We start from the raw sequence: 22,565 nt of genomic DNA, 5'->3' as shown, positions 1-22,565 counted from the left end.
GACCTTATGCTACTCAGTGCGGTACTAACAAGCGTACCCGCCTTCGACTGTTCGCTTTATTCGTTCCCGAGGAGCGACGACGGTTTCCCGTTTCTCCAATTGTGTTGGGGACCTCGCCATTACAAAAGGTGCATTTGCGTCGCTGCGACGCGGATAGGAGCTTGTAACGGAGCGGGAGGTCCGGCGTTTCCTGGAAGATGATGAACTGGTAGCATGCCGGCGAACACTCGTGGGGTGCGGTAGCCGAGAACAGCGCCTTTAAACAACCTCTGCTAGATAAGGAGCGCGCAATGCGTCGAGTCCTATATGTTGCCCTCGCGGCTTTGGGCCTGGCCCCGTCCGCTTACGCGAGCAGTAGTATCGACCTTAAGCTGAACGACAACATGGCCGAGGTCACCTATGCCACTGCCGCTGACGGATTAGGTTTTCAGGACGGCGACGTGGGTGTGGGCCTCCTATTTAACGACGACAGCGATATCGCTGCCCACGCCAGTCTCCAGTCCTTTGGTCGGATGGACGATTACGTGAGTTTTGCGGTTGGCTTGAAAGGGTATGCTATTCGGGTCGATGAGCCGAGCGAAAACGTCGCTTCCTTCGCTATAGGGGGCGGTGTCGGTTATACCATCCCTAACACGCCGGTCACGGCTTCTTTATCCGGTTTTATTGCGCCTAATATACTGACCTTTGGCGATGCTTCCCGCGTGCGCGAATGGAGCGCGCGCGTGCAAGCCCAGTTGCTGCCGAACGCTGCCGTGTTTGTCGGCTGGCGCGAACTGAGTTTACGGCTGGACGAAGGCGGGACTTACAAGCTCGACGACGAGTTTCATGTGGGGTTGCGGTTAGGTTTTTGAGGTCGTCGCTTTAGCGGTGAGAGCCTGCGTGGTTGGTGTTAAGCGTTTTCCTACGCAAGCGCGATTGGACTAAAAAAGGCCGCTGACGTTAACGTCAGCGGCCTTTTTACTGCGCTGGGCAAGGTAGCCCGTTTACGCGGCTTTTTCGCCTGGCTGGCGATGCCGGCGAATTGTTCCCGAGCCAGCTTTTGCGCTTCGGTGCTGAACTGTGTCGACAAGTCGGTCAACGTCTTGAGGTCCTGTTGCACTTTCTTGCCGAATTCCTCCGCTGCTTTCGGGCGGCTGGAAAGGAACTCTTGCAAGCCTTGCGCGTCGTGAATCGACAAAGCGTTGCGGACCTGCTCCAGGCTGAACTCGGTGTAGCTGCGTGCAGCGTCGATTTGCAGCGTGGTCAGTTTTTCCAAGGTGTTAACGGATAGCCGGTTGAACTCCTTGGCCGCCGCCAAGGTGCTTTCCAACTGCGCGTTGCTGCTTCCAAACATTTGATCGAACATGTGCGCGTACCTCGCCGGTTTGAGTGGCCTTCAATGACTGTTGCGTTGCAGCATAGCAAGCAATGTTGTGCATTGCAACAATTCAGTTTATCGCCGTGCAGAAAGTTATTTCGGCACCCCCCGTCGAAGCGGCACAGGAATGTGCCGGCCGTCGATCAAGCGCTAAGCGCCCGATCGACGCGGTGCCCTGTGAGTCTACATAGGCTCGCAGGGCAGGCGAGCCGAAAAGTCCAGGGGAAACTTTTGCAGCTCTTTATCAGGGCTGACAGCTATTACTTTGCCGACACCGGATGGTGGTCAACGTCTTACGGTAATGCTCCCGGTGCGCATCGTTTAGGGCAATTGCCGACCGCGCCGCCGCTTCGGCGGCCGCCCACTGTTCGCGCTCGGCTAATGCCGTCGCGAGATTGTTGTATAGCGGACCGGAGTAAGCGCCGCGCGCAATCGCATGTTGGTAGATATCGATAGCCATATCGACATCGCCGTCGCTGTAGTAGCTGTTGCCTAGCGCCAAAGCCAAATTGGGTTCGTTTGGCCAATGTTTCAAGCCGCTACGATAAGCATGTTGGGCGGCGTCAACGCGGCCGGCTTGTTCGAGCTCGAAGGCCGCGGCCAAATAACTGGACGGAGCGGCGGAAGCCGGTACCTCCGTCGGCTCGACGGCAACGATGGCCCAGCGGTTACTGCGAGCCCAGGTCCGATCGAACGTTCGCCTCGCGGTGGTATGTCGCTTGTGGGTGCCCGAGCGCAAGATGAAGTGGTCTGCTTCCGGGTCGTAACCGACGACGACCGCGTAATGCCAGTACGGTAGCCAGTTCAAGCCTAAGTTTTGTAGGACCAAAACCGGGTTGCCGGCGGCGAGTTCGGCGAGCAGTGCTTGCGGCTCTGCCGGTATCTGGTAAGCCAGACGGTCGTGCTGGCGTGCCTGCGCGACGATTTCGTGCTGCAAGGTACCTTCTCGTGCGGGAATATAGAGTTGCGGGCTGAGTGTCTCCGCGTCTGTCTCGACTCCGCTCCAAGCGAGCACGGTTGCGAGTGCTGCCGGCCCGCATTGATGTTCGGTTTGCGGAAAGAAAGGAACGTCGGCCAACTCGATCGGCTCGGGGGGTGGCGCCAGCTCGCCCGGAGCTTGCCGGTCGAGGCTGGCGCAGCCTGCGAGAATTGCGACAATGGCGACGAAAACAAAACGATTGATAGCGGTTTTAGTCACGAGAACTCGTTTAACTTTAATAGCCGGAACCAGCACCCCGAACAAAGGGGAAGATATCGGTAACGCCAAGGATATCGGTTACCAAGAGCACCAGGAAGACCAATAGCAGCGCGTTTACGACCCCGGCGCCGGCCGGCAGCTCTTCCATGTGCTGTGCCAGCTCGTGTAGTTCCGCATCGGTTAGCGCATCGATTCGTTGCTCGGCTAGCTCTGGCGCCACGTCCCAGGCGAGCAGTTGCTGGCGGACTTCCTCTCGCTCCAGCAAGGCTTTAAGCTCTGCGCGGGTTGTTTCGGTACGCTGTTGTTCGACGATTGTTGCGGTGTCGATGAGCTGCGCATTTACACTGGGAATGGCTATAGAGCTGACCAAGAAAATCCATGCGGCCAACAAGCCGAAGCCGCGCTGGATATGGCATCTCCTTGTCATGGTCTACTCCCTTCGCTTGGGACAACAATACGTGGATAGCGTTAAGGAAACGCGGTGGCGGTACTTCTGATACATGGGGGTAGCCGTTTGCCGGTCAAGTTGAAGTGGTAGCTGTACCATGCCGGATGACTTGTTTTGCCAGCAGGGGCAAGGGGCATTTTGCGTTTCCTCAGCCGAGTGTTTCGCGCTGAGTTGTGGGAGAATGCCGGCGCAAGAGGGCGTGTTTCCTGGATTAGGAGAGCTTCTGTGGAAGACATAGAAACGCTGCGGCGTATCTTAAGCCAGCACCGGAGAATTGCGGTGGTTGGTTTGTCCGCCAACTGGTATCGGCCCAGTTATTTTGCGGCGAAGTATTTGCTGGACCACGGCTACGAAGTGGTTCCGGTTAACCCGGCCTATGAAGAAGTGCTCGGCCAGCGGTGCTATCCGAGTCTGGAGGCGGTGCCGGGGGAGATCGACGTCGTCGATATCTTTCGCAAACCGGCTGATGTGCCGCCCTTGGTCGAGCAAGCAATTGCGATCGGTGCCAAAGTGATCTGGATGCAGCTCGGCGTCGTCCATGAGGCGGCGGCGTCGCGTGCTCGGGATGCCGGGCTGGAGGTGGTCATGGATCGTTGTATGAAGATCGAGTACGCCCGTTTGTTCGGGGGGCTGAATTTCATCGGCGTTAACACGAAAGTTATTTCTTCCAAGCGCCCCCGTACCTTGCCTTACTAGCTGCGCACCTGCGTGTGCGGCCGCGACAAAGGGATATCAGCGATGGCTGACAGAGAATTCGGTTTCGAAACCTTATGCTTGCATGCCGGGCAGCTGCCCGATCCGGCAACGAGTAGTCGGGCAGTGCCCATCTATCAGACCGCCTCTTACGTCTTCGACAGCACCGATCACGCGGCGAGTCTGTTCAATCTACAGACCTTCGGCAACATATACAGCCGCATGATGAACCCCACGACAGCGGTATTCGAAGAGCGGATGGCTGCGTTGGAGCAGGGGAGAGCGGCGCTGGCGGTTGCCTCCGGCATGGCGGCGCAATTGACGGCTCTCTTGACCTTGCTTGAGGCGGGGGACGAGCTGGTCGCAGCCCGCACGCTCTATGGCGGAACCTATAGTCAGTTGAACGTGACGTTTAAGCGCTTAGGCATTAAAGCGCATTTTGTCGATCCCGACGATCCGGAGAATTTCCGACGGGCGATAACGCCGAAAACGAAACTGCTATACGCCGAGACTATCGGCAACCCGATGGGTAACGTCATCGATATCGAGCGCGTAGCGGCGATTGCGCATGAGGCAGGCTTGCCGTTGGTCATCGACAATACGATGGCCAGCCCTTACCTGTGCCGCCCCTTGGATCATGGTGCCGATATCGTTGTGCATTCGGCAACGAAGTTTATCTGCGGTCACGGCACGGCCTTGGGTGGGGTTATTGTCGAGGGCGGTAAGTTCCCTTGGGACAACGGCAATTTTCCAGCCATGATGGAGCCTTCGGAAGGGTATCACGGGATTCGTTTCTACGAGACCTTCGGCGATTTCGCTTTCACCATGAAGGCACGGGTGGAAACGCTGCGTACGATGGGGCCGACCCTGGCGCCGAATAGCGCCTTTCTGATGTTGCAGGGTTTGGAAACGCTGCCGCTACGCATGGAGCGGCATTGCGAGAATGCGTTGCAGGTGGCGCGGTTCCTGCGCGATCACCCGCGCGTTAATTGGGTGAAGTTTGCCGGCCTCGCGGACGACCCTTACCATGCGTTGGCGCAGAAGTATTTGCCTCGGGGCGCGGGCGCCGTGCTCAGTTTCGGTATCGAAGGCGGTGCCGAGGCGGGCGTGAAGTTTATCGAGGGCGTGCAGTTTATGAGTCACCTGGCGAACATTGGCGATGCAAAACACTGGTGATTCATCCGGCATCGACCACGCATCGTCAGTTATCGGCGGAGGATCTGGAGAAGGCCGGGGTCGGTCCCGACATGATTCGAATCTCGGTCGGCTTGGAAAGCATCGACGATATTCTTTGGGATATCGAGCAGGCTTTGGAGAAATCGGCGCGCTAAACGGATGGGCTGGAGCGGGAAGGCCGCTCCAGCCGCGTGTTAGGAAGAAAAGGTGCTGCTTAGTCCTCGCTGTCTGACAACCACTGCACCCTATAGAGGTCGAGGCGGCGGTCCTGGAAGTTGCGCACCGAGCCTTCGTTGCGAATCTCGGTGAGCTTGTCGAGGTCGACGTCGACGATCAGCGTCATCTCCGTGTTCGGCGTACTCTCGGCCATGATCGCATCGTGCGGGAAGGCAAAATCGGATGGCGAGAACACGGCCGATTGCGAGTACTGGATGTCGATGTTCTCGACATTGGGTAAGTTGCCGACGCTACCGGTAATGGCGACGTAGCACTCGTTCTCGATCGCGCGCGCCTGCGCACAGCGTCGTACCCGCAGATAACCCGTCTTGGTGTCGACCCAGTACGGCACGAACAGTATCTGCATGCCTTGCTCGGCGAGAATCCGCGGCAATTCCGGAAACTCCACGTCGTAACAGATCAGTACGCCGATCTTGCCGATATCGGTATCGAACACCTTCAGCGAGTTGCCGCCGCGTACGCCCCAATAGGCGCGCTCGTCGGGCGTGATATGCAGCTTATGCTGGTGGTCGATGGTGCCGTCGCGGCGACACAAGTAGGAAACGTTGTACAGCTGCTGTTCGTCTTCAAAGTAAACCGGCATGCTACCGGCAATGATGTTGATGTTGTAACTGACAGCTAGGCGCGACATCGCCTCCACGATCTCTTCGGTGTACTGCGCCAGGCCGCGAATCGCTTCGGCGGGATAATCCTGATTAAAGCGCGAGAGTAGCGGTGCGCTGAAAAACTCGGGAAACAGCGCGAAGTCGGCTTTGTAGCCGGCCAGCGCGTCGACGAAGAACTCGACTTGTTGCATCAGCTCTTCGAAAGAGGCGATCCGGCGCATTTGCCATTGCACCGTGCCCAGCCGTACCACCGCTTTACGACCGCCGATCAGCGGTTGCTTTTGCTCGTAGAAGATGTTGTTCCATTGAACCAGCGTCGCGAAGCCCTGCGAGGCCTCGTCGTCCGGAATGTAGTTGCGGATAATTCGCCGGACATGGAAGTCATTCGAGAGTTGAAAGCTCAAAATCGGGTCGTAAATCTCACTACGACGCACCAGCTCGATATAGTCCTCGGGTGTCATCTTTTCGGCGTGGTTACGGTAGCCGGGTATCCGCCCGCCGGCCACGATGGCGCGTAGGTTCAGGCGGCGGCACAGTTCCTTACGAGCGTCGTAGAGACGACGCCCAAGCCGCATGTGGCGGTATTCCGGGTCGACGAAGACATCGACGCCGTAGAGGACGTCGCCATTGGGGTCGTGGGTGGTTAGGTAACCGTCGCCGGTGATGCGCTCATAGGTATGCTGATCACCGAAGCGATTGTAATCGACGATCAGCGTAATAGCGGCGGCGACGACGCGACCGTTGTCCTCAATACAAATCTGGCCTTCCGGGAAGCGGTTGATCTGAGCCTTGAATTGTTCGCGCGACCAAGCGCCGCCCATGTTGGCATAGACGGCGTTCATGATGCGTCTGATATCGGGATAGTCAGACAGTTTCGCGTTCCGTAACTTCAAGTGGTGCTCTTCAAGATCGGTGCTGTCTACGGTAGTGGTATCGTCGTCGATCATGCTTAATGCGCTCAAAGTCGGTTTAACTGGGGGAAACGCCGAGAACAAAACGCGCCAATGCGTTGTTTTTGCCGCTATCGGCGTTTCCTTATAGGTGCCCTAGCGGCCGATGTGGTAAGGCACCCTTGCTCAGCTCGTGACGAGCAGTGTAACCGACTTTTGTACTCGGTCTATCACGTGGCCAAAGAGGCGAATGACTAACAAACCGCTAAATATCGCGCGTTTTGAGGTGCATAGCGGCAAGCTGCCGCCGGTCAGCAAATATTTAGCATCTCCCTAACGTAGGTTGCGGGAACCAAGCCGGCTTTCAATGTATCTCAGTACCTGCGGGAAGATGCTTACTCGCGTAGAATAAAGAGCTTTTCCCGCTATCGCTTGGCATGGATGCGATGTTGCTATTAACCGTCACTCCCTGGTACTCGCCGATCGAGCCGGACGTTGGACCGCAGCGTATACGGAGTGTTTCATTGTCGACAAGGCTATCCGCGAGCTGTTGATGCGAACCGCGTTGTTTCGAGTCATTAAAATTTGTTTGCTAAGCGGGTTCGCTTTGCTGGCGCAGCCGTTGGATGCGGCTGTGCGCTTGGTGATCGAAGGCGTATCGGGCGCGCTGGAGGACAACGTACGCGCACATGTGCGGCAACCTCCGACAGCGAACGGCGCCGCCTTGCGGGTGTTTCAGAGGCAGACGGAGCAGGATGCGCGCCGCGCGGTGCAGGCGCTTGGTTACTATAACGCCGAGATTCGCGTCAGCCGGGATACCGAGAATGGCGAAGAACTCATTCGGGTGCATATCGATCCAGGGCCTCGGGTGCAGGTAACCCGGATCGATATTCGCTTTACCGGCGATGCCGCCGATGATGAGGCGTTTCGGCAATTGCCCCAGCGCTTGGCCATCCGCGAGGGGCGCGGGTTGCATCACGGCGAGTATGAAGGGGCAAAGCGAGCGATTCTCAATCTTGCCCTACGCCGAGGGTACTTTGACGGCCGTTACCTGGAACAACGGATTGAGGTAGACCGCGTCGACAACGAAGCGGCGATTATTCTGCATTACGACAGTGGTCCGCGGTATTCCCTAGGGGAAGTGTTCTTTGACGACACGCCGTTTACCGACAATTTGCTGGAGCGGATGGTGCCGTTCGAGCCAGGGACGCCGTACGAGGCCAGTTTAGTTGCAAGATTCAATCGCAACTTAACGGAAAGCCGTTATTTCGACGATGTGCGCGTTTTGCCGCAACAGGAGCTTGCGGAGAACTATCGTATTCCTATTTCGGTCGAACTCAGCGAGCGCCCCCCAATCAACTTAGTGTCGGTGTCGGCGTTTCGACCGATACCGGCCCCCGAGCGCGATTGATCTGGGACCGTGCCTGGGTTAATCGCTATGGGCATAAGTTCAGTTCGGACTTGGAAGTTGCCGAGGTGCGGCAGAGCTTGCTAACGCGCTACATCGTTCCGCTGGAGGATCCGATTAACGACACGCTGGAGTTCCAGTTCGGCTTCCGCTTGGAAGAATTCGACGTCGAGGATAGCGAGCGTTTTACCGCGGCCGTTCAGCGTCAGCAGTACCTCGGCAGCGGTTGGCGCCGTAGTTTCGCTTTTCGTTGGGAGCGCGACCGGTTCGATCAAGACGGTACTCGCGGTACCACCCAGCTTTTCTTGCCGAGCACCAGCTGGAGCCGGACGCGTAGTCGGGGAGGCGTCGATCCGTATTGGGGCGACCGCCAGCTCTATAGTCTTGAAGCGACCCACCCGACCTTAGGTTCCGATATCTGGCTCGGGCGGGCGCGGGTGAGTATGCGATGGCTGCGTAGCTTTGGCGATGATAATGCCCACCGGTTGTTGCTACGCGGCGACCTCGGCGCGTTGGAAACGGAAAGCTTTAGCGAAACGCCTTTGTACTTACGCTTCTATGCCGGCGGCGATCAGAGCGTGCGCGGTTATGCCTATCAAAGTCTGGGGCCGGGGCGTTATCTTTCGGTGGCTAGCGCCGAGTATGGTTATCAGTTTCGTGACAACTGGCGCTTTGCATTATTCGCCGACGGCGGTAATGCAATGATGAGTTTCGATGAAGAATTCAAAGTCGGTACGGGCTTTGGTCTTCATTGGGTTTCGCCGGTCGGCCCCGTTCGGTTGGATTTCGCCTGGGCGCTGCGCGAAGAGCGTGTACCCTTGCGGCTGCACCTCTCCTTGGGGACGCAGCTATGACGCGGTTTCTCCAAACGCTGTTCATCGTACTCGGCGGCCTGCTGACAGGTGCGGCGGTACTGCTTGCCTGGCTGGTGTTTACCACCGCCGGGGCGCAATGGTTGGCGGGCGTAGCCACCGATTACGAAGAGCGTCTGGCGCTTACGGTCGAGAACGGCTCCTTATGGACGGGGTTAACGGTTCGAGACCTTAGTTGGCGCGATGCCGATATTCAGGTTGCTGTGCCGAGCGCGCAGGTTTTATGGAATGCGTCTTGCCTCATCCAGCGCCGAGTGTGCCTTAATGCCGTGCGCGTTCAGAAGGCGGAAATCGACATTGCCACGAGCGCTGAAGACACCGAGCGAGACGCGCCAGAGCCTGGAGAGTTCGGGTTGCCGGTGGCGATCTTGCTGCATGAAGCGGTGATTACCGAATTGCGCGTGCGCGTTGACGACGTTGAGGTGCACCTTGCTGAGGCCAAGCTGGGCGGAAGCCTCGTACGCGATCATTTGCGGCTAACCCATGCGCACTTGGCCGGCTTAAACGTGGCGTTACCCGAGCCGGCCGTCGCCGAGGCGACAACGGAAACGGCCGCATTAGAAGCCGCGGGCCCGCTCGAACTGCCCGAAGTGCGCTTGCCGCTAACGATTGAAGTCCAAGAGTTCAGCCTCTATGGCGGACGCTTATTGCGCGGCGGCGAGCAATGGGATCTGCGCTGGCTTGCCGTGGCGGGAAGCCTCGACGACGGTCGGCTAGCGCTGGATCAATTCCGGATTGAGCATGAGCTGGGGCGTGCGCGTGCTTTCGGCGACGTGCAGCTTAGCGGCGATTACCGCATCGATCTAAACCTTGACCTGGAAGTACCGGATCTGTTGGAGGCCGGCCCGGCGCGGCTTGCACTGCGGCTACGGGAATCGATTCCGAATCTTGCCTTGGAAGGGGAGTTGAGCGGGGCGGTCGATGCGCGGCTCGCCGGACGTCTGCAACCCTTGCAGCCGACTCTACCGTTCGAGGTCGAGTTGCTGTGGGAAAGTCTCGGCTGGCCGCTTGACGATCGCGATCTCGTGCAGGCCGATCGCGGTAGCTTACAGGTCGCCGGCAGCCTCGATCATTACCGACTCGACCTTAACACCGCTTTGGACGGTGCTCAATTTCCAGCCGCGGAGGTGTCGCTGCTCGCTCAGGGCAATGCCGAAGGGCTCTTGCTCGAGCGGTTACAACTACTGACGCTGGACGGCGCGTTAGTAGCCAGCGGGCGCCTTGATTGGGCGGATGCTTTCGCGTGGGATGTTCACCTCGCGGCCGATGAGCTAAATCCCGGCGAGTTCTGGGAAGATTTTCCCGGCCAGATTAGCGGACGGCTGGCCAGTGTCGGTGCAGTGAGCGAGGCGGGATGGCGGCTACAGGTGGCAACCGAGGGGGTCGGCGGGATGTTGCGCGGTTATCCCTTCGCGTTGCGGGCCGACGTTGGGAAAGATGAGCAAGAGCATTGGACGGTCAACCGTTTACGTATTGCCAACGGCGCTAATCTTATCGAAGTGGTGGGCCGTTTGACCGACGAGTGGGAGCTGGACGGCCGCTTTGACCTGCCTAATTTGGCGTTGCTGATGCCCGAGCTCGGTGGTGGCGGGCATGGCCGTTTCCAACTCAGCGGTGCACTTGAGACGCCGAGTATCGCCTTCGAAGTGGGGGCCGACGATTTCGCGTGGAATGACGAGCTGAGCGTGGCGAGTGCCCGCATACGGGGCTCGATCGAGGCGCTCGGCGAAGCCCATAGCCGCTTACAGTGGGAGTTGCGAGATATCGTTGCCGGCGACCAAGTCATCGAATATGTGCGCGGCCAACTCGCCGGCGATTTGAGCGAACACGAACTCGTTGCCGCTGCTCGGGCCTATGTCGGGCTGGAAACGGTAGAAACCGAACTGTCCGTTATCGGCGCTTTGCAAGACGAGGTTTGGCGGGGTGAGCTGCGCTCCGCTGCCGTCGGTCCGCCCAATCAACCCTGGGAGCTATTAGAGAGCGTGTCGATCCAATGGGACGGCGAGCGTTCGGAGTTGACGGTAGCACGACATTGCTGGGGTTACCGAGACGGGCGCTTGTGCATGGACGAGGATGCGGCGCTCACAGCGCATGCCGGCGCCGTGTCGGTGTCGTTACGCGGTTATCGGCTAGGGTGGCTGGCATTTTGGTCGCCCCCCGGTGTGCATTTGAGCGGCCCGTTAGAGGCCGACTTGCGAGCAGCTGGGAGGAGGGGAGCGCTCCGGAAGTCCTCTTTCAGGCGCATAGCCAAGGCGGCGAGCTGTTGCTCTCGCAAGATGGCGAGGCCGCGCTTGAGCTTGGCTATCAAACGTTTGGCGTGCAGGCCCGCCTCGATGCCGAGGGTTTGGTTTCTCGCTTGAACCTGGAGTCGGATGCGTTAGGCCGTGCCGAAGTTGCATTGCGCGCCGAGCCCGATGGGGAGCGCTATCGGCTGGGGGGCGATGTCTCGCTGGATGGTTTGCAGGTTGCTATTGTACGGCCTCTGTTACCGGATATTCAGCGGTTGGAAGGTGTGATCGACGCGAACGGCCGCCTAGGCGGAACGCTCGACGAGCCCAGATTTACCGGCGAGATCCGTCTGCAAGACGGCGCAGTGGCAGCGCCGGAGCTACCTATGCAACTGGATGGTATTGCCGTTGCCGCGCAAATCGATGGTACGCGCGCGGAGCTGGAAGGGCAGTTCCGCAGCGGCCGCGGCGAAGGCCGTTTAAGCGGCAATGCCGATTGGGCCGATCTGGCGGATTGGCGTGTGAACGTGGAGCTGCAGGGCGAGCGCCTAGAGGCCGTTTATCAACCTATAGCAAGCCTTGAAGTGTCGCCGGATCTTGCGGTGGCCATACGTCCCCGTGCGGTTCGCGTTACTGGCCGGGTGAACGTGCCGCGCGGGAATGTGACGCTGCAGGATTTGCCTTCGCAAGCGGTGCCTGTGTCGCGCGATGTAGTGATTGTCCGCCGCCCGGAGGACGATGAGCCGGATACTGACGAGGTGGACTCCCCGTGGCGGATCACTGCCGATATCCAAGTCGTGTTAGGGCGCAATGTCCAGCTCAGTGGGTTTGGCGTCCGCGGTCGTCTGGCCGGCTCTTTGCGCTTACGGCAGGAAGCCGACGGCGTACCGGAAGGCTTTGGCGAGATTCGCGTTGAGGACGGTCGTTACGAGGCCTACGGGCAACGTTTGACCATTCGCGAGGGGCGACTGATTTTCGCAGGCCCGGTGACCGAGCCTGAGCTGAGTATCGAAGCTGTGCGGGTAGTGGAGACGGTCACGGCCGGTATTCGCGTGGCCGGCCAGCCGGAGGACCCGCGTGCCGAGCTGTTTTCCGAGCCGGCCATGCCGCAAGAGGATATCCTCTCGTATATCATTCGCGGGCGCCCATTGGCCGAGGCCGGGCCCGGCGGCGGTGCGGCGTTGACGCAGGCGGCCTTGGCGCTTGGTGCCTTGGGCGGGCAGGAGCTGGCTGGGGGCGTGGCGGAACAACTCGGTGTCGAGGACTTAGCCCTGGACGTTGAGGGCGAAGGCGACGAAGCGCAGTTCCTGGTGAGCGGTTATTTGGCGCCAAACCTGTTTCTTCGGTACGGCGTAGGCGTCTTCGAGCCAGTGCAGCAGCTAACGATTCGTTATCATCTAAGCCCTCGGGTTTATGTGGAGGCCTTACGAGGCGTGGAAAACGCGCTGGATCTATTCTTTACCCGCGAGTTCTAACGGCCGAGCATCTTTCGATTTGCCGCTGCTGCGGCGTATTAACGCCATCCGCCGACAGCGTCTCTCGCCGACTGATTTACGGGGCGGGCAACCAGGCCCGATTGGGTAACGGCGATCTGATACTGCGCACCCTCGCGCATCGGCAAATAGGCAGCACTGCCGTAATAGGCATCGACCCACGGTAACCAGCGCTGGTTGTCCCGCGCGAGGCGCCATAGATCGACACCGGCATCGTCGCTGAGCGCGTAGACCGAGCGCGGCTGGCTACGTTCGCCCTCCACGTCCTGATATCGGCCCGCGATCCGTTCCAGACGATACTGCGTGTCGAAGCCAAGCACGGTGGCGATGCCCTGCCATTTCAAGATGCGGGCATCGAGTTGCCACTCATCGCCGTAGATCTCGAACAGCAGTACTTCATCGGATTCCGGTAGACTAAGGCGAGCCAGGTACTGGCGAGGGGCGAGCTCGCGAAATTCGAGCGTCGCCACGGGTTGCTCGTGCGTCAGGCGCTGGTATGTATGCAGGTTCAGGCCGACGGCGAAGCCAAGCCCCGCTAGCGATAGTAAACAACAAGCGGTTATGCCGTTGCCGCCCGCGGCTAGAAAACGTCGCCGTTTTAGCCGGAAATAGGCGACTAGGCTGAACAGCATACCTAATAACGCTACGCTCAATGCCGCTATCGTCAGTGTGCTCACAATATGCTTCCTAGGGGTCTATTGCATAAGCTCGTTGCATTCTATGGCCAGGCCGCACAACGTCGTCCAAGGCGGCCGGAATTCATAAATGCAACGAACTTATAAAATGGAACACTAACATCGATCGGTTCCCAACGGGCGTCGTATTGCCTTGAGTCACGGTTTCGTTAGTATTATTGTTGTTCGTCGTCTTATAGCCTGTATCATCTCGGGCGATTTCCCACAAGCCGTTGTGTAGCCGTTTGTCGTGAGTTCTCTTGTTGCGCCTAACACTCAAGCCGACACCAGCGTGTTAAACCGCGCTCGCGCGGTGCTGCGCGATGTCTTCGGCTATGAGGACTTTCGCGGTCAGCAAGCGGCCGTTATTCAGCATGTCGGCGAAGGCGGCGACGGTTTGGTGCTGATGCCGACCGGCGGCGGCAAGTCCTTGTGCTATCAGATCCCTGCCTTGATTCGCGACGGCGTGGGTATCGTAATCTCGCCGTTGATCGCCTTAATGCAAGATCAAGTCTACGCCTTGCAGCAATCCGGTGTCAGAGCAGCGTATCTCAACTCGACGCAGACGCTGGACGAAGGGCGCGAGATCGAAAGGCTGCTGTTGCGTGGCGAGCTGGATTTGCTCTACCTGGCGCCGGAGCGGCTGGCCAATCCGCGTGTGCAACAGCTTTTAGAGCGTGCACCGCTTGGTTTGTTCGCGATCGACGAAGCGCACTGCGTCTCCCAATGGGGGCATGATTTTCGGCCCGAGTATTTGCAGTTGTCGATGCTGCACGAGCGTTATCCGAACGTACCGAGGGTAGCCTTAACGGCCACCGCCGACGACCGGACGCGGGAAGAGATCGTGCAACGCTTGGGCTTGAGCGAGGCTCGTCGTTTTATCGGCGGTTTCGACCGGCCCAACATCCGCTATAGCATCACTCAGAAGCGCAATCCGCGCGAACAGTTGTTGCGGTTTATCGAGACCGAACATAAAGGCGATGCCGGTATCGTTTATTGCTTGTCGCGCAAGAAAGTCGAGGCCACCGCCGAGTGGCTGCAAGAAAAGGGCTGGGATGCCTTGCCTTATCATGCAGGCTTGCCCGCCCGCCTCCGCGAGCACCATCAAGACCGCTTCATTCGCGAAGAAGGGATCATCATGGTGGCGACGATTGCCTTCGGCATGGGAATCGATAAGCCGAACGTACGTTTTGTCGCTCACCTGGATTTGCCGAAGAGCCTGGAGGCCTATTATCAGGAAACGGGCCGTGCCGGGCGCGACGGTTTGCCGGCACGCCTGGCTGGCGTACGGGTTGCAGGATGTCATAACGCTGCGCCAGATGTTGGAAAGTTCCGAAGCGGCAGAGGCACATAAACGGGTTGAGCGGCACAAGCTGGAGTCGATGCTCGGCTTCTGCGAGCTGACGACTTGCCGCCGGCAGGCCTTATTACGCTATTTCGGCGAGACCTTGCCCGAGCCGTGCGGCAATTGCGATACCTGCCTGGAACCGGTGCCGACGTGGGACGGAACCGAAGCCGCCCGGAAAGCGATGTCCTGCGTTTATCGCACCGGGCAGGTTTACGGTGCGAATCACCTTATCGATGTCTTGCGGGGCAAGGATAACGGAAAAGTGGTGGCGGCCGGGCATAACCGGCTGAGCGTCTTCGGCATCGGTAAAGAACTCGATGGCAATCAATGGCGCTCGGTGTTCCGGCAGTTGGTGGCCCGCGGTTTGTTAACGGTCGATGTCGGGGGTACGGGAGTTTGCGCCTCACCGAAGCGTGCCGCCCGATTTTGCGCAACGAAGAGAGCCTTGAGTTGCGGAAGGACCCGGAGCGGACAAGAGCGAAAACCCGGCTGTCTCGACGCCAGGCCGGACATTTCGACGACCCCGACAGCGAGCGCCTCTGGGAGGCCTTGCGCAGCTGCCGTAGGCGCATCGCCGAAGAGCAGGGGGTGCCGCCCTATGTGATTTTCCACGACACCACCTTAATGGCGATGGTGGAGGCACGGCCGCGCAGTCTGAGCGAGATGAGCGGTATCTCCGGGGTCGGTGCGCGCAAGCTTGAGCTTTACGGCGGCGAATTCATAGCCGCGATTGCCGAGCACGAGATCGGGTACGAGGACCCTCCTTAGCGCGCGCGGATCTGAAACTTTTCGCCTTCGAAGTCGAAGATAATGCCGGTACGGGTAATGCGTTCCACGCGTACTCGCCCGTCCACGCGGTCGCCTTCTCTGACCGAGCGTAGATTAACCAAAGCGAAGCGCCCCGCTGGGTCTTCCGTATAGACGTGTACGTTGATTTCCAGGGCCGGCAATCGCTCCTGCACGTTGGGCGCTAATTCGGAGCGGGAAGGCACGCGGGCCGGGCGGGCGTTGGGGCTAATCTCGTCAGCGACCGATGCCGGTTGCGTTTCCTTGGCCGGCTCTGGCTTGGTACGGGCCGGAGCGGAGGGGGAGGCGGCTATGCGCTCGTTCGGCGGTGGGTGGCGAGGCTGTTCCGACACGCCGGCGAGGTCTGCCAGCGCGGGCTCGTTTGCTGTCGGCAATGGGCTACTCGGCAGCGGCGTAGCCGTGTCGGTCGTGGCATGGTCGATTTGCTGATTCCAGGCGTACCAGCCTAAGAAGGCAGCGTTGAGAAACAACCCCATTGCGAGTAAACAAACAAGTAGCGTACGGGTGCGTGCCGGCGGCGGCGCGTGCTCGAGGTCGAGGTAGGAGCGTTCGCCGCGCTGGCGCTCTTGTTCCGATTTCTTGAGGGCGTCGAGGATGAACGACATGTGCTGCTCTTAGTACCTATCCGGCATCCGCTCTACGGATGCTGTTTCAACCTGGGTTGCGATGGGTCCGGGGCTGCGGCAGATAAATGTACGAGCGTGTGTTGGCCGACGATGCCGTCGTCGGCCAGCTCGAACCGCCGTTGAAAATCGCGTACCCGAGCGGTGAGGGCATCGTCGTAGGCATAGCCTTCAAAGGTTGAGGGAGGCCGCCCTTCGATGCGATCCAAGCGCCGGACTAACCAATCGACGGCGGGGCCTTGGCTACCCGGTGTAATGAGTTCGCGGCCGATCGCCGGCGGTCGCCAAAGCACCAAATACTCGCCGGACCAGTAGCGATCGATATCTTCAATGTGGAAAACCACCTGTTTGCGCCCGGCCTGCAGCGTAGCCTGCCGGTCGTCGAAGCCGCGCAATAATACGCGGTAGCGCGAGCCTTCGGTGTCGGTTAGTTCAATGATGGCCGGTAGGTTTTTCCGCTGTATAGCGCCCCAATCGGCATTTTGGAAGTAGCATTGTAAACCGACGTCGCGAGCCTGCTCGCAGGCATCGAGGTCGATCTCTCGTTGTAGCGGAACGCCCCACAGCGCAAAGAGGTCGCTCATCGCCGTATGCGATCGCGTTGCGTTATTACGTTTGAGCCAACTCAATAGCGTTATGGCAGGTTCCTGAGCCGCGCCGACATCGGTAAGCGCAAGCGGTTTGTCCCTATCGGAGGCGACATGAGTGCTCATTGTCCAGCCGATACTCGCTGCCAATAATACCCCGGCCGCTATGGCGCCAACCCGATATCCCTTATGGCTGGAGTGCCCGGCAACTTCTCGCGCCGCCCGAAGCGCGGTGCTTATACCGACTTGCTTACGGCCTTGGGCGTAGGCGCCGAGTAAAGCGCGATCGCAGGTGACGTTGATCAGCCGCGGAATGCCTCCGCTCGTGCGATGGATGAGCTTAGTCGCCCCCCAGCCGAATAAGTGCGTATTGCCGCCGGCGACCTGTAGCCGGTGTTGTATGTAAGCGTGCGTCTCGGCGGCGGTTAAGGGGGTGAGATGAAAGCGAGCGGTGACCCGTTGCGAGACTTGACGTAAATCGCGCCGTGCCAATAGGTCCCGCAGTTCGGGTTGGCCGACCAGGATAATCTGTAACAGCTTCTCTCGCGTCGTCTCCAGATTCGTCAACAAACGTACCTGCTCCAGTACGAGACTGTTGAGACAGTGTGCTTCGTCGACCAGTATCACCGTGTGACGCCCGCGCGCATAGTTATCGAGCAAATAGCGGTTAAGCGCATCGACCAGAGCTTGAATGCTGCGGGTGCGTTTGGGCAGTGCAATGTTTAGCTCGTTTAGAATAACGAACAAAAACTCACGGACAGTGAGATTCGGGTTGAGTACCAGGGCGAGATCGACTTCCGGAGGCAGTTGCCCGACCAACGAGCGGGCAATTAACGTTTTGCCGGTACCGACTTCGCCGGTAAGTACCACGAAACCGCCCCTTTCGCTAATGCCGTAGTGCAAGTGTGCGAGTGCATCCCGGTGACGCGGACTTAAGTAGAGGTAGCGCGGATCGGGGGCAATCGAAAATGGCCGCTCGGTTAGCCCGAAATGGCGCTCATACATGATGACGAACGGTGCTCCTGAGTATTTTGGGGGCAACACGGACTCACATCTCTAGCCGCATTAGTTTAGCAGGCAGCCGTAGAAGTTCCCGCTTTTGCGGCCGCTGAGCTTTCAAACGGGAAGCGGCGTTTTTTATTTAATTTGATCTTGATTGTAATACTTATTCGCTGCTTGCCGATAGTTAAGACCATACAGAGTTCTACTACCGCCTGACAGGGAACATAGGTTCATGCTCAAGCTTATTACTTCGAGTATCCGCAATAAGCTGCTTTTGGCGACTGGCTCCGGGACTGCCTTGGTGCTAGGCGCCGTGGTTGTGGGAGCGGTTTACATCGGCAGCACGCTCACAGGCTACCTGGGAGCGTTGCGTGCAGACATGGAAACCATTGGTGTCCACGATAAATTGGACGATAGTTTCAGGAAAGAGGTTATCGCGTGGCAGCATTTATTGGTTAATAGCGAGAATCGGGCGGAACTCGATGCGAATTGGTCGGCGTTACAGGCGCAACGGGCGGAAGTTCGAGAGTATGCAGCGCAGACCACGGAGCGTTTGCATAATGCCGATGCCCAACAAGCGATGAGCGCGTTTATGACGCGTTACGGTCGTTTGGATGCCCTTTACGGTCAGGCGCGCGAGGTTTTTGTACGTAGCGATTACCACGCTCGTAGCGGGAATCAGGTGGTTGGCGATTACCATGGGCATTTGCAAAGGTACTTGGCCAACGTACAGGACTTCCTGGTTGCCGATATGGAGCAAAGGGAGGTGGTAGCGAATGCTCAGGTTCGCAACGGAGTGGTATGGACGGTTATCTTTGTTCTGTTAGGCATTGTGGTCGCTTTCTTCCTGTTCTTAACACTCGTTCAGCGGGGAATCATCGCACCGGCGAAGCGTTTAGTCACGGATCTGGACCGCTTGGCCCAAGGTGATTTTACGCAACCCGTCTCCCAAATGACGCAGGATGAGCTGGGACAGATTGCCATTAGCGGCAAGCAGATTCAGACGCAATTAGGGAGCATGATCAGCCGCTTGCGCGATGCGGTTACTCAGGTTGCCTCCGCTGCCGAGGAAATGGCGGTCGTTTCCGAGCAGACCTCGCAGGGGGTGCGGGCGCAGCAAACCGATATCAACCAGGTCGCAACATCGATGAACGAAATGGCGGCCACGGTGCAGGAAGTTGCCCGTAATGCTGCGTCGGCAGCCGCTGCGGCGCGGGAGGCGGACGAGGCTGCCGGTAATGGTAGCCGGGTAGTTGGCGAAACGGTCACTAATATTCAGTCGCTGGCCATTGAGGTCGAGAACGCCTCGCAGGCGATTCGGCGCCTAGAGCAAGACAGCAGCGAGATCGGCACCGTTCTAAGCGTGATTAGCGAAGTGACGGAGCAGACGAATCTGTTGGCGCTGAATGCCGCGATCGAAGCTGCGCGCGCCGGCGAGCAGGGCCGCGGTTTTGCTGTGGTTGCCGACGAGGTCCGTGCTTTGGCGCAACGAACGCAAAGTTCAACCGCAGAAATCAACAGTATGATCGGGCGTTTGCGGCAAGGCACCGAAGAAACCGTCCAGGCAATGGAGGTCGGTCGTCAGCGCGCCCAGGAAACGGTCGGGCAGGCGGAAGCCGCCGGGCGGGCCTTGGCATCGATAACGGCGGCCGTCACCACCATTAATGATATGAATGCTCAGATTGCCAGTGCCTCCGAGCAGCAGGATGCAGTGGCGGAAGAAATGAATAAGAGTATTACCACCATTAGCCGAGTCGCTGAGCAAAGCGCTGAAGGGGCGCAGCAAACGACCCGGAGTAGCGAAGAGTTGGCGCGTCTGGCCGAACAGTTACAGGATATGGTATCGAAGTTCCGGGTTTAGGAACGTACTGAAAAACTCTCAGATGGCTCTTTGCGGGTTGTAGCGGCACGCTTCGGTTCGCAAAGCGCTTTACCTCGGCTAAGCGGGAGGGAGTCCACATGCCGCAGAGCACCGAGCCGCAACTATTTGCGCCGGCCGCTAGTCGCCCTTTTGCGGAGCGGGTAGCGGCGGAGCTAGGTCTTGGTCTGAGTCCGCTTGAAGAACGCGAGTTCGAAGATAGCGAATACAAAATACGGCCGTTGCTAAGCGTGCGCGGTCGCGATGTTTACCTGCTGCAATCGCTAGCGGCGGACCGCGACAACAGTGCCGACGATAAACTGTGTCGGACGCTGTTTGCGATTGCGGCGTTAAAAGACGCCGGTGCTGCCAGAGTTACCGCCGTGTTGCCCTATCTCGCCTATGGCCGGAAAGATCGTCGAACCAAACCCCGAGATCCCTTAACGACGCGTTATGTGGCGCAGCTGTTCGAGGCGGTGGGAGTCGATTGTGTGGTGGGGTTGGATGTCCATAATTTAGCGGCTTTTCAAAATGCTTTTCGCTGCCGGACGGAGCACCTGGAGGCACGTCGAGTATTGTTATCGTGGTTGCAGGTAGAGCTAGGCGAGCAGCCGTGGACGTTGGTTTCTCCCGACGCCGGCGGCGTGAAGCGGGTCGACCGTTTCCGGCAAGCGTGCGGTCGCGAACTCGGTGTGGAGCCGCCGACGGCCTTCATGGAAAAACAGCGTAGCAGCGGCGTGGTATCGGGCACCCACCTGGTCGGCGAGGTTAAGGATCGGGTTGCTATCATCGTTGACGACTTGGTTAGCAGCGGTACCACCTTGATTCGTGCTGCGAAAGCGTGTCGTAAACAGGGTGCGCGAGCGGTATACGGTGTGGTTACTCACGGTCTGTTTGCCAAAGATGCGAACAAAGTATTGGCGGATCCCGCGTTAGATCGCCTAGTGGTCAGCGATAGCGTATCGCTGTGGCGTTTGGATCCGAAGCTGCGCGAACAGAAGGTCAGCGAGGTGTCCGTTATTCCCCTGCTTGCGGAGGCGATTCGTCGGTTGCACGACGATGGTTCTTTGGTGGAGTTGTTGGAGAGTCCCTAGGGGGTGGTTGTTTTTGGTGTTGGTGGTTTGGTGTGGTGCGCAGCGCACAACCTTTAACCACCCACACCAGAAACTAACCCCAACAAAACCAACCCCCCCAAAAAATTACCCCTTATTCCCCGCCTCATCGATATGCCGCTGCGCAAGCGCCAAGTAAGTTCGGGCGCGCTCGTTCCAGTGCCCGGCACGCGGGTGCCCATTGGCTTGCGGATGGGCGGTGGCCAGTTGCGCCCAGATCATGGCGCGGTAGCTCATGTAGAAGTGGCGCAGCGCATCCGGTGGGCGGTCGTCTGTGAAGCGAGCGTAGGCAGCGAATAACTCGGCGCCGAACTGTGGCGCGCCGAGGCGCTCGCATTCTAAACTCAGAAAACTCAACTCGTCGGCAATGTCCAATACCCGCAGGTCGCGGTTGAACTCCAAACAATCGATAACTTCCGGTTGCCCAGCCAGGTAGATGTGCTCCGGTCGCATATCGCCGTGGCCTTCGACGATGCGCCCGGCTCTGACTCGCGTTGCAAGTGCCTCTTCGGCTTGCTGTAGAAACTGTGTTTGCCGGCTGGCGATCTGTTTTATTAACTCAGCGTCCAATCGGCTTGGCGGTGCGTCGAGGCGGCTAGCGGTTTGGTCGATCGTATTGCCTAATGCGTCCAAATAGCTGCGCGGTGTGATCGACTGCGGAACGAGGCTGAGGTAAAAACGTGCCAGACGCCTCGCCAGCGCGTCGATATCGCGCTCGGTAACGGCCTGTTGGCTGAGTCGGTGTTTGAGCTCCTGCGCGGCGGGTAGGCGCCGCATCTGCACCAGCCAGTCGACGACATGCTCGTCGCTGCCGAGTTCGAAGCCCGACCCTGTTTCGCTTAGCGGTAAAACGCCTAGGTAGACGTTACTGGTCAGGCGTCGGTTAAGGCGAACTTCCTCAAGACAATAATGGCGCCGAGCCGCGACGGTCGTGAAATCCAGCAGATGGGTTCGTAACGGCTTCTTAAGCTTGTAGGCGAAGCGATCGGTAAGGAAAACCCAAGACATATGCGTCTCGCGTGCATCGACCGCCTCGGGGCGCTCGCTGTATGCGCTCGGACGCAACAGCCAGTCGACTTTGCGCTCCAGCTCGGAGGGGGCGACTATCGCTTGTTTGTAACTGTCCCAATTCATAATTGTCGGCAACGTTAGGGGTTGCGATTCCTGCGAATGGCTACGTCGTTGTGAACCGCATGTACCCCAGGGATATACCAGCAGTCGTAGGAGAGAATTCTCCGCGTCTCCTCGCTGGGCACGGCTCCGGTTAAGTAGACTTCGCGATCGCGAGTAGTAACGGCAACCTGCTGCGAATCGATGTTCGGATCCTTGTCAAAGACAAGGCGAATGGCATCGCTGATTTCGGCATCGTTATCTTGCTCGCGGGGCTCGACTCGGATGCGGTTGTCCACATCGCTGCAACCACGCACCCACCAGGCAAGCACTTCGGCCATCCGACGGTGGGAAAGGCTGTTTGCGGCGCCGTACAGATGGACCTTGCCGTCTTCCGCCCTCACGCCTATCCAGTCCGTTCCTGCTTGCTCTTGCAGCTCAATACCGATTTTGAAATTGGCAAAGACAGGGTCCGTAACGAGGGTACGGACAACCGTTTGTGCCAACTCTTGATCTTCTTGCGGTTGTGCAATAGCGAGCTTTAGACGATCGTCGATACGAGCGCTGCTCAAGGCCTGGCGGGCCAGTTGCAATGCGCGGCGCTTCGCAATGATATTTTCAACGACCCCCTCAAGCCGGACGGTATCGGCCTCCACGGTAATACGGATCGGGTAATGATGCAGATTGATATCGGGATCTCGTTCTAAAGCCGCTCTGATAGCGCGAGTCGCTTCCTCTTTTCGCATTCATCCACTCCTTGGGAATCATTCCGCGTCTCCCTTGGGCCGGGCAGCACAGCCTTCCCGCAAAAGATGGGGGTCGCCTGCGTCGCACAACAG

The 22,565-nt window shown here is 58.7% G+C and carries 20 protein-coding genes and 1 pseudogene; 12 read left to right on the top strand and 9 right to left on the bottom strand.

The features are described 5' to 3' along the window. Positions 1-290 precede the first annotated feature (290 nt). Positions 291-851 (top strand): YfaZ family outer membrane protein, encoded by a 561-nt coding sequence (locus CAI21_RS17930; RefSeq protein WP_116303550.1) that lies wholly within the window; start codon positions 291-293, stop codon positions 849-851. Positions 852-901: 50 nt separating this feature from the next. On the opposite strand, the gene CAI21_RS17925 is transcribed toward CAI21_RS17930, so the two are convergent. The 3 genes from CAI21_RS17925 to CAI21_RS17915 form a co-directional block, all read right to left on the bottom strand. Next, complete coding sequence (locus CAI21_RS17925; protein ID WP_116303549.1) at positions 902-1,345, bottom strand: phasin family protein; 444 nt, start codon at positions 1,343-1,345, stop codon at positions 902-904. Between the two features lie 256 nt (positions 1,346-1,601). Next, complete coding sequence (locus tag CAI21_RS17920) at positions 1,602-2,555, bottom strand: PA2778 family cysteine peptidase (protein ID WP_181919511.1); 954 nt, start codon at positions 2,553-2,555, stop codon at positions 1,602-1,604. 16 nt (positions 2,556-2,571) lie between these two features. Then, entirely contained in the window at positions 2,572-2,982 is a 411-nt protein-coding gene (locus CAI21_RS17915; RefSeq protein ID WP_147305166.1) for a PA2779 family protein, read from the bottom strand. 246 nt (positions 2,983-3,228) lie between these two features. Between CAI21_RS17915 and CAI21_RS17910 the strand changes: the two genes are divergently transcribed. Then, positions 3,229-3,699, top strand: coding sequence for a CoA-binding protein (locus CAI21_RS17910; RefSeq protein ID WP_116303546.1), 471 nt, complete (start codon positions 3,229-3,231; stop codon positions 3,697-3,699). A 42-nt stretch (positions 3,700-3,741) separates the two neighbouring features. Continuing rightward, positions 3,742-5,027 (top strand): annotated as a pseudogene (locus tag CAI21_RS17905) (O-acetylhomoserine aminocarboxypropyltransferase/cysteine synthase family protein). A 59-nt stretch (positions 5,028-5,086) separates the two neighbouring features. On the opposite strand, the gene CAI21_RS17900 reads toward CAI21_RS17905, so the two are convergent. Further along, positions 5,087-6,661 (bottom strand): bifunctional GNAT family N-acetyltransferase/carbon-nitrogen hydrolase family protein, encoded by a 1,575-nt coding sequence (locus tag CAI21_RS17900; protein ID WP_116303545.1) that lies wholly within the window; start codon positions 6,659-6,661, stop codon positions 5,087-5,089. A gap of 496 nt (positions 6,662-7,157) precedes the next feature. On the opposite strand from CAI21_RS17900, the gene CAI21_RS25210 reads away from it, so the two are divergent. From CAI21_RS25210 to CAI21_RS17890, 4 genes are read left to right on the top strand one after another with little or no spacing between them, the layout of a single operon-like run. Continuing rightward, positions 7,158-8,015, top strand: a complete 858-nt coding sequence (locus CAI21_RS25210) for an autotransporter assembly complex protein TamA (RefSeq protein ID WP_258868265.1) — start codon at positions 7,158-7,160, stop codon at positions 8,013-8,015. Beyond that, complete coding sequence (locus CAI21_RS25205) at positions 8,012-8,866, top strand: autotransporter assembly complex protein TamA (protein ID WP_258868264.1); 855 nt, start codon at positions 8,012-8,014, stop codon at positions 8,864-8,866. The genes CAI21_RS25210 and CAI21_RS25205 overlap by 4 nt, the downstream gene beginning before the upstream one ends. Then, on the top strand, positions 8,863-11,244 hold the full coding sequence (locus CAI21_RS23330; protein WP_181919510.1) for a translocation/assembly module TamB domain-containing protein: 2,382 nt from the start codon (positions 8,863-8,865) through the stop codon (positions 11,242-11,244). The genes CAI21_RS25205 and CAI21_RS23330 overlap by 4 nt, the downstream gene beginning before the upstream one ends. Then, the gene (locus CAI21_RS17890; RefSeq protein WP_181919509.1) at positions 11,148-12,587 is read left to right on the top strand and encodes a translocation/assembly module TamB domain-containing protein; all 1,440 of its coding nucleotides are present in this window, start codon (positions 11,148-11,150) and stop codon (positions 12,585-12,587) included. Before CAI21_RS23330 ends, CAI21_RS17890 begins: the two co-directional genes overlap by 97 nt. Positions 12,588-12,625: 38 nt before the next feature. Here the strand turns inward: CAI21_RS17890 and CAI21_RS17885 are convergent, their stop codons facing one another. After that, positions 12,626-13,282, bottom strand: coding sequence for a cation/multidrug efflux pump (locus CAI21_RS17885; protein WP_116303543.1), 657 nt, complete (start codon positions 13,280-13,282; stop codon positions 12,626-12,628). Between the two features lie 247 nt (positions 13,283-13,529). Here CAI21_RS17885 and CAI21_RS26140 point away from each other — a divergent pair, with 247 nt between their 5' ends. The 3 genes from CAI21_RS26140 to CAI21_RS26130 are packed head-to-tail and all read left to right on the top strand — an operon-like array spanning position 13,530 to position 15,395. Further along, positions 13,530-14,633 (top strand): RecQ family ATP-dependent DNA helicase, encoded by a 1,104-nt coding sequence (locus CAI21_RS26140; RefSeq protein ID WP_404840895.1) that lies wholly within the window; start codon positions 13,530-13,532, stop codon positions 14,631-14,633. After that, positions 14,599-15,231 (top strand): RQC domain-containing protein, encoded by a 633-nt coding sequence (locus tag CAI21_RS26135; protein ID WP_404840894.1) that lies wholly within the window; start codon positions 14,599-14,601, stop codon positions 15,229-15,231. Before CAI21_RS26140 ends, CAI21_RS26135 begins: the two co-directional genes overlap by 35 nt. Further along, positions 15,117-15,395: an HRDC domain-containing protein gene (locus tag CAI21_RS26130; protein ID WP_404840896.1), complete on the top strand. Its 279-nt coding sequence runs from the start codon at positions 15,117-15,119 to the stop codon at positions 15,393-15,395. The genes CAI21_RS26135 and CAI21_RS26130 overlap by 115 nt, the downstream gene beginning before the upstream one ends. On the opposite strand, the gene CAI21_RS17875 is transcribed toward CAI21_RS26130, so the two are convergent. Both CAI21_RS17875 and CAI21_RS17870 read right to left on the bottom strand, forming a co-directional pair. Beyond that, the gene (locus CAI21_RS17875) at positions 15,392-16,039 is read right to left on the bottom strand and encodes a general secretion pathway protein GspB (protein WP_116303542.1); all 648 of its coding nucleotides are present in this window, start codon (positions 16,037-16,039) and stop codon (positions 15,392-15,394) included. The two genes, CAI21_RS26130 and CAI21_RS17875, sit on opposite strands and share 4 nt — an antisense overlap. A gap of 32 nt (positions 16,040-16,071) precedes the next feature. Further along, complete coding sequence (locus CAI21_RS17870) at positions 16,072-17,649, bottom strand: ExeA family protein (protein ID WP_116303541.1); 1,578 nt, start codon at positions 17,647-17,649, stop codon at positions 16,072-16,074. Between the two features lie 229 nt (positions 17,650-17,878). Here CAI21_RS17870 and CAI21_RS17865 point away from each other — a divergent pair, with 229 nt between their 5' ends. Next, positions 17,879-19,507, top strand: a complete 1,629-nt coding sequence (locus tag CAI21_RS17865; RefSeq protein WP_116303540.1) for a methyl-accepting chemotaxis protein — start codon at positions 17,879-17,881, stop codon at positions 19,505-19,507. 98 nt (positions 19,508-19,605) lie between these two features. Then, entirely contained in the window at positions 19,606-20,598 is a 993-nt protein-coding gene (locus tag CAI21_RS17860) for a ribose-phosphate diphosphokinase (RefSeq protein ID WP_116303539.1), read from the top strand. Positions 20,599-20,703: 105 nt separating this feature from the next. On the opposite strand, the gene CAI21_RS17855 is transcribed toward CAI21_RS17860, so the two are convergent. Continuing rightward, positions 20,704-21,750: a hypothetical protein gene (locus CAI21_RS17855; protein ID WP_116303538.1), complete on the bottom strand. Its 1,047-nt coding sequence runs from the start codon at positions 21,748-21,750 to the stop codon at positions 20,704-20,706. 14 nt (positions 21,751-21,764) lie between these two features. Beyond that, positions 21,765-22,472: a BON domain-containing protein gene (locus CAI21_RS17850; RefSeq protein WP_116303537.1), complete on the bottom strand. Its 708-nt coding sequence runs from the start codon at positions 22,470-22,472 to the stop codon at positions 21,765-21,767. Positions 22,473-22,565: the final 93 nt, after the last annotated feature.

It is taken from the genome of Alkalilimnicola ehrlichii, assembly GCF_003399765.1.
Lineage (GTDB): Bacteria > Pseudomonadota > Gammaproteobacteria > Nitrococcales > AK92 > AK92.
The sequence above is the reverse complement of the archived record's forward strand: the minus strand, read 5'-3'. Positions and strand labels throughout refer to the sequence as shown.

Bases quoted from the DNA above. Each gene is read 5' to 3' on its own strand.
- CAI21_RS17930 (WP_116303550.1), top strand. From the start codon at position 291: ATGCGTCGAGTCCTATATGTTGCCCTCGCGGCTTTGGGCCTGGCCCCG.
- CAI21_RS17925 (WP_116303549.1), bottom strand. From the start codon at position 1,345: ATGTTCGATCAAATGTTTGGAAGCAGCAACGCGCAGTTGGAAAGCACC.
- CAI21_RS17915 (WP_147305166.1), bottom strand. From the start codon at position 2,982: ATGACAAGGAGATGCCATATCCAGCGCGGCTTCGGCTTGTTGGCCGCA.
- CAI21_RS17900 (WP_116303545.1), bottom strand. From the start codon at position 6,661: ATGATCGACGACGATACCACTACCGTAGACAGCACCGATCTTGAAGAG.
- CAI21_RS25210 (WP_258868265.1), top strand. From the start codon at position 7,158: ATGCGAACCGCGTTGTTTCGAGTCATTAAAATTTGTTTGCTAAGCGGG.
- CAI21_RS23330 (WP_181919510.1), top strand. From the start codon at position 8,863: ATGACGCGGTTTCTCCAAACGCTGTTCATCGTACTCGGCGGCCTGCTG.
- CAI21_RS26135 (WP_404840894.1), top strand. From the start codon at position 14,599: ATGTTGGAAAGTTCCGAAGCGGCAGAGGCACATAAACGGGTTGAGCGG.
- CAI21_RS17875 (WP_116303542.1), bottom strand. From the start codon at position 16,039: ATGTCGTTCATCCTCGACGCCCTCAAGAAATCGGAACAAGAGCGCCAG.
- CAI21_RS17870 (WP_116303541.1), bottom strand. From the start codon at position 17,649: ATGTATGAGCGCCATTTCGGGCTAACCGAGCGGCCATTTTCGATTGCC.
- CAI21_RS17865 (WP_116303540.1), top strand. From the start codon at position 17,879: ATGCTCAAGCTTATTACTTCGAGTATCCGCAATAAGCTGCTTTTGGCG.
- CAI21_RS17860 (WP_116303539.1), top strand. From the start codon at position 19,606: ATGCCGCAGAGCACCGAGCCGCAACTATTTGCGCCGGCCGCTAGTCGC.
- CAI21_RS17855 (WP_116303538.1), bottom strand. From the start codon at position 21,750: ATGAATTGGGACAGTTACAAACAAGCGATAGTCGCCCCCTCCGAGCTG.
- CAI21_RS17850 (WP_116303537.1), bottom strand. From the start codon at position 22,472: ATGCGAAAAGAGGAAGCGACTCGCGCTATCAGAGCGGCTTTAGAACGA.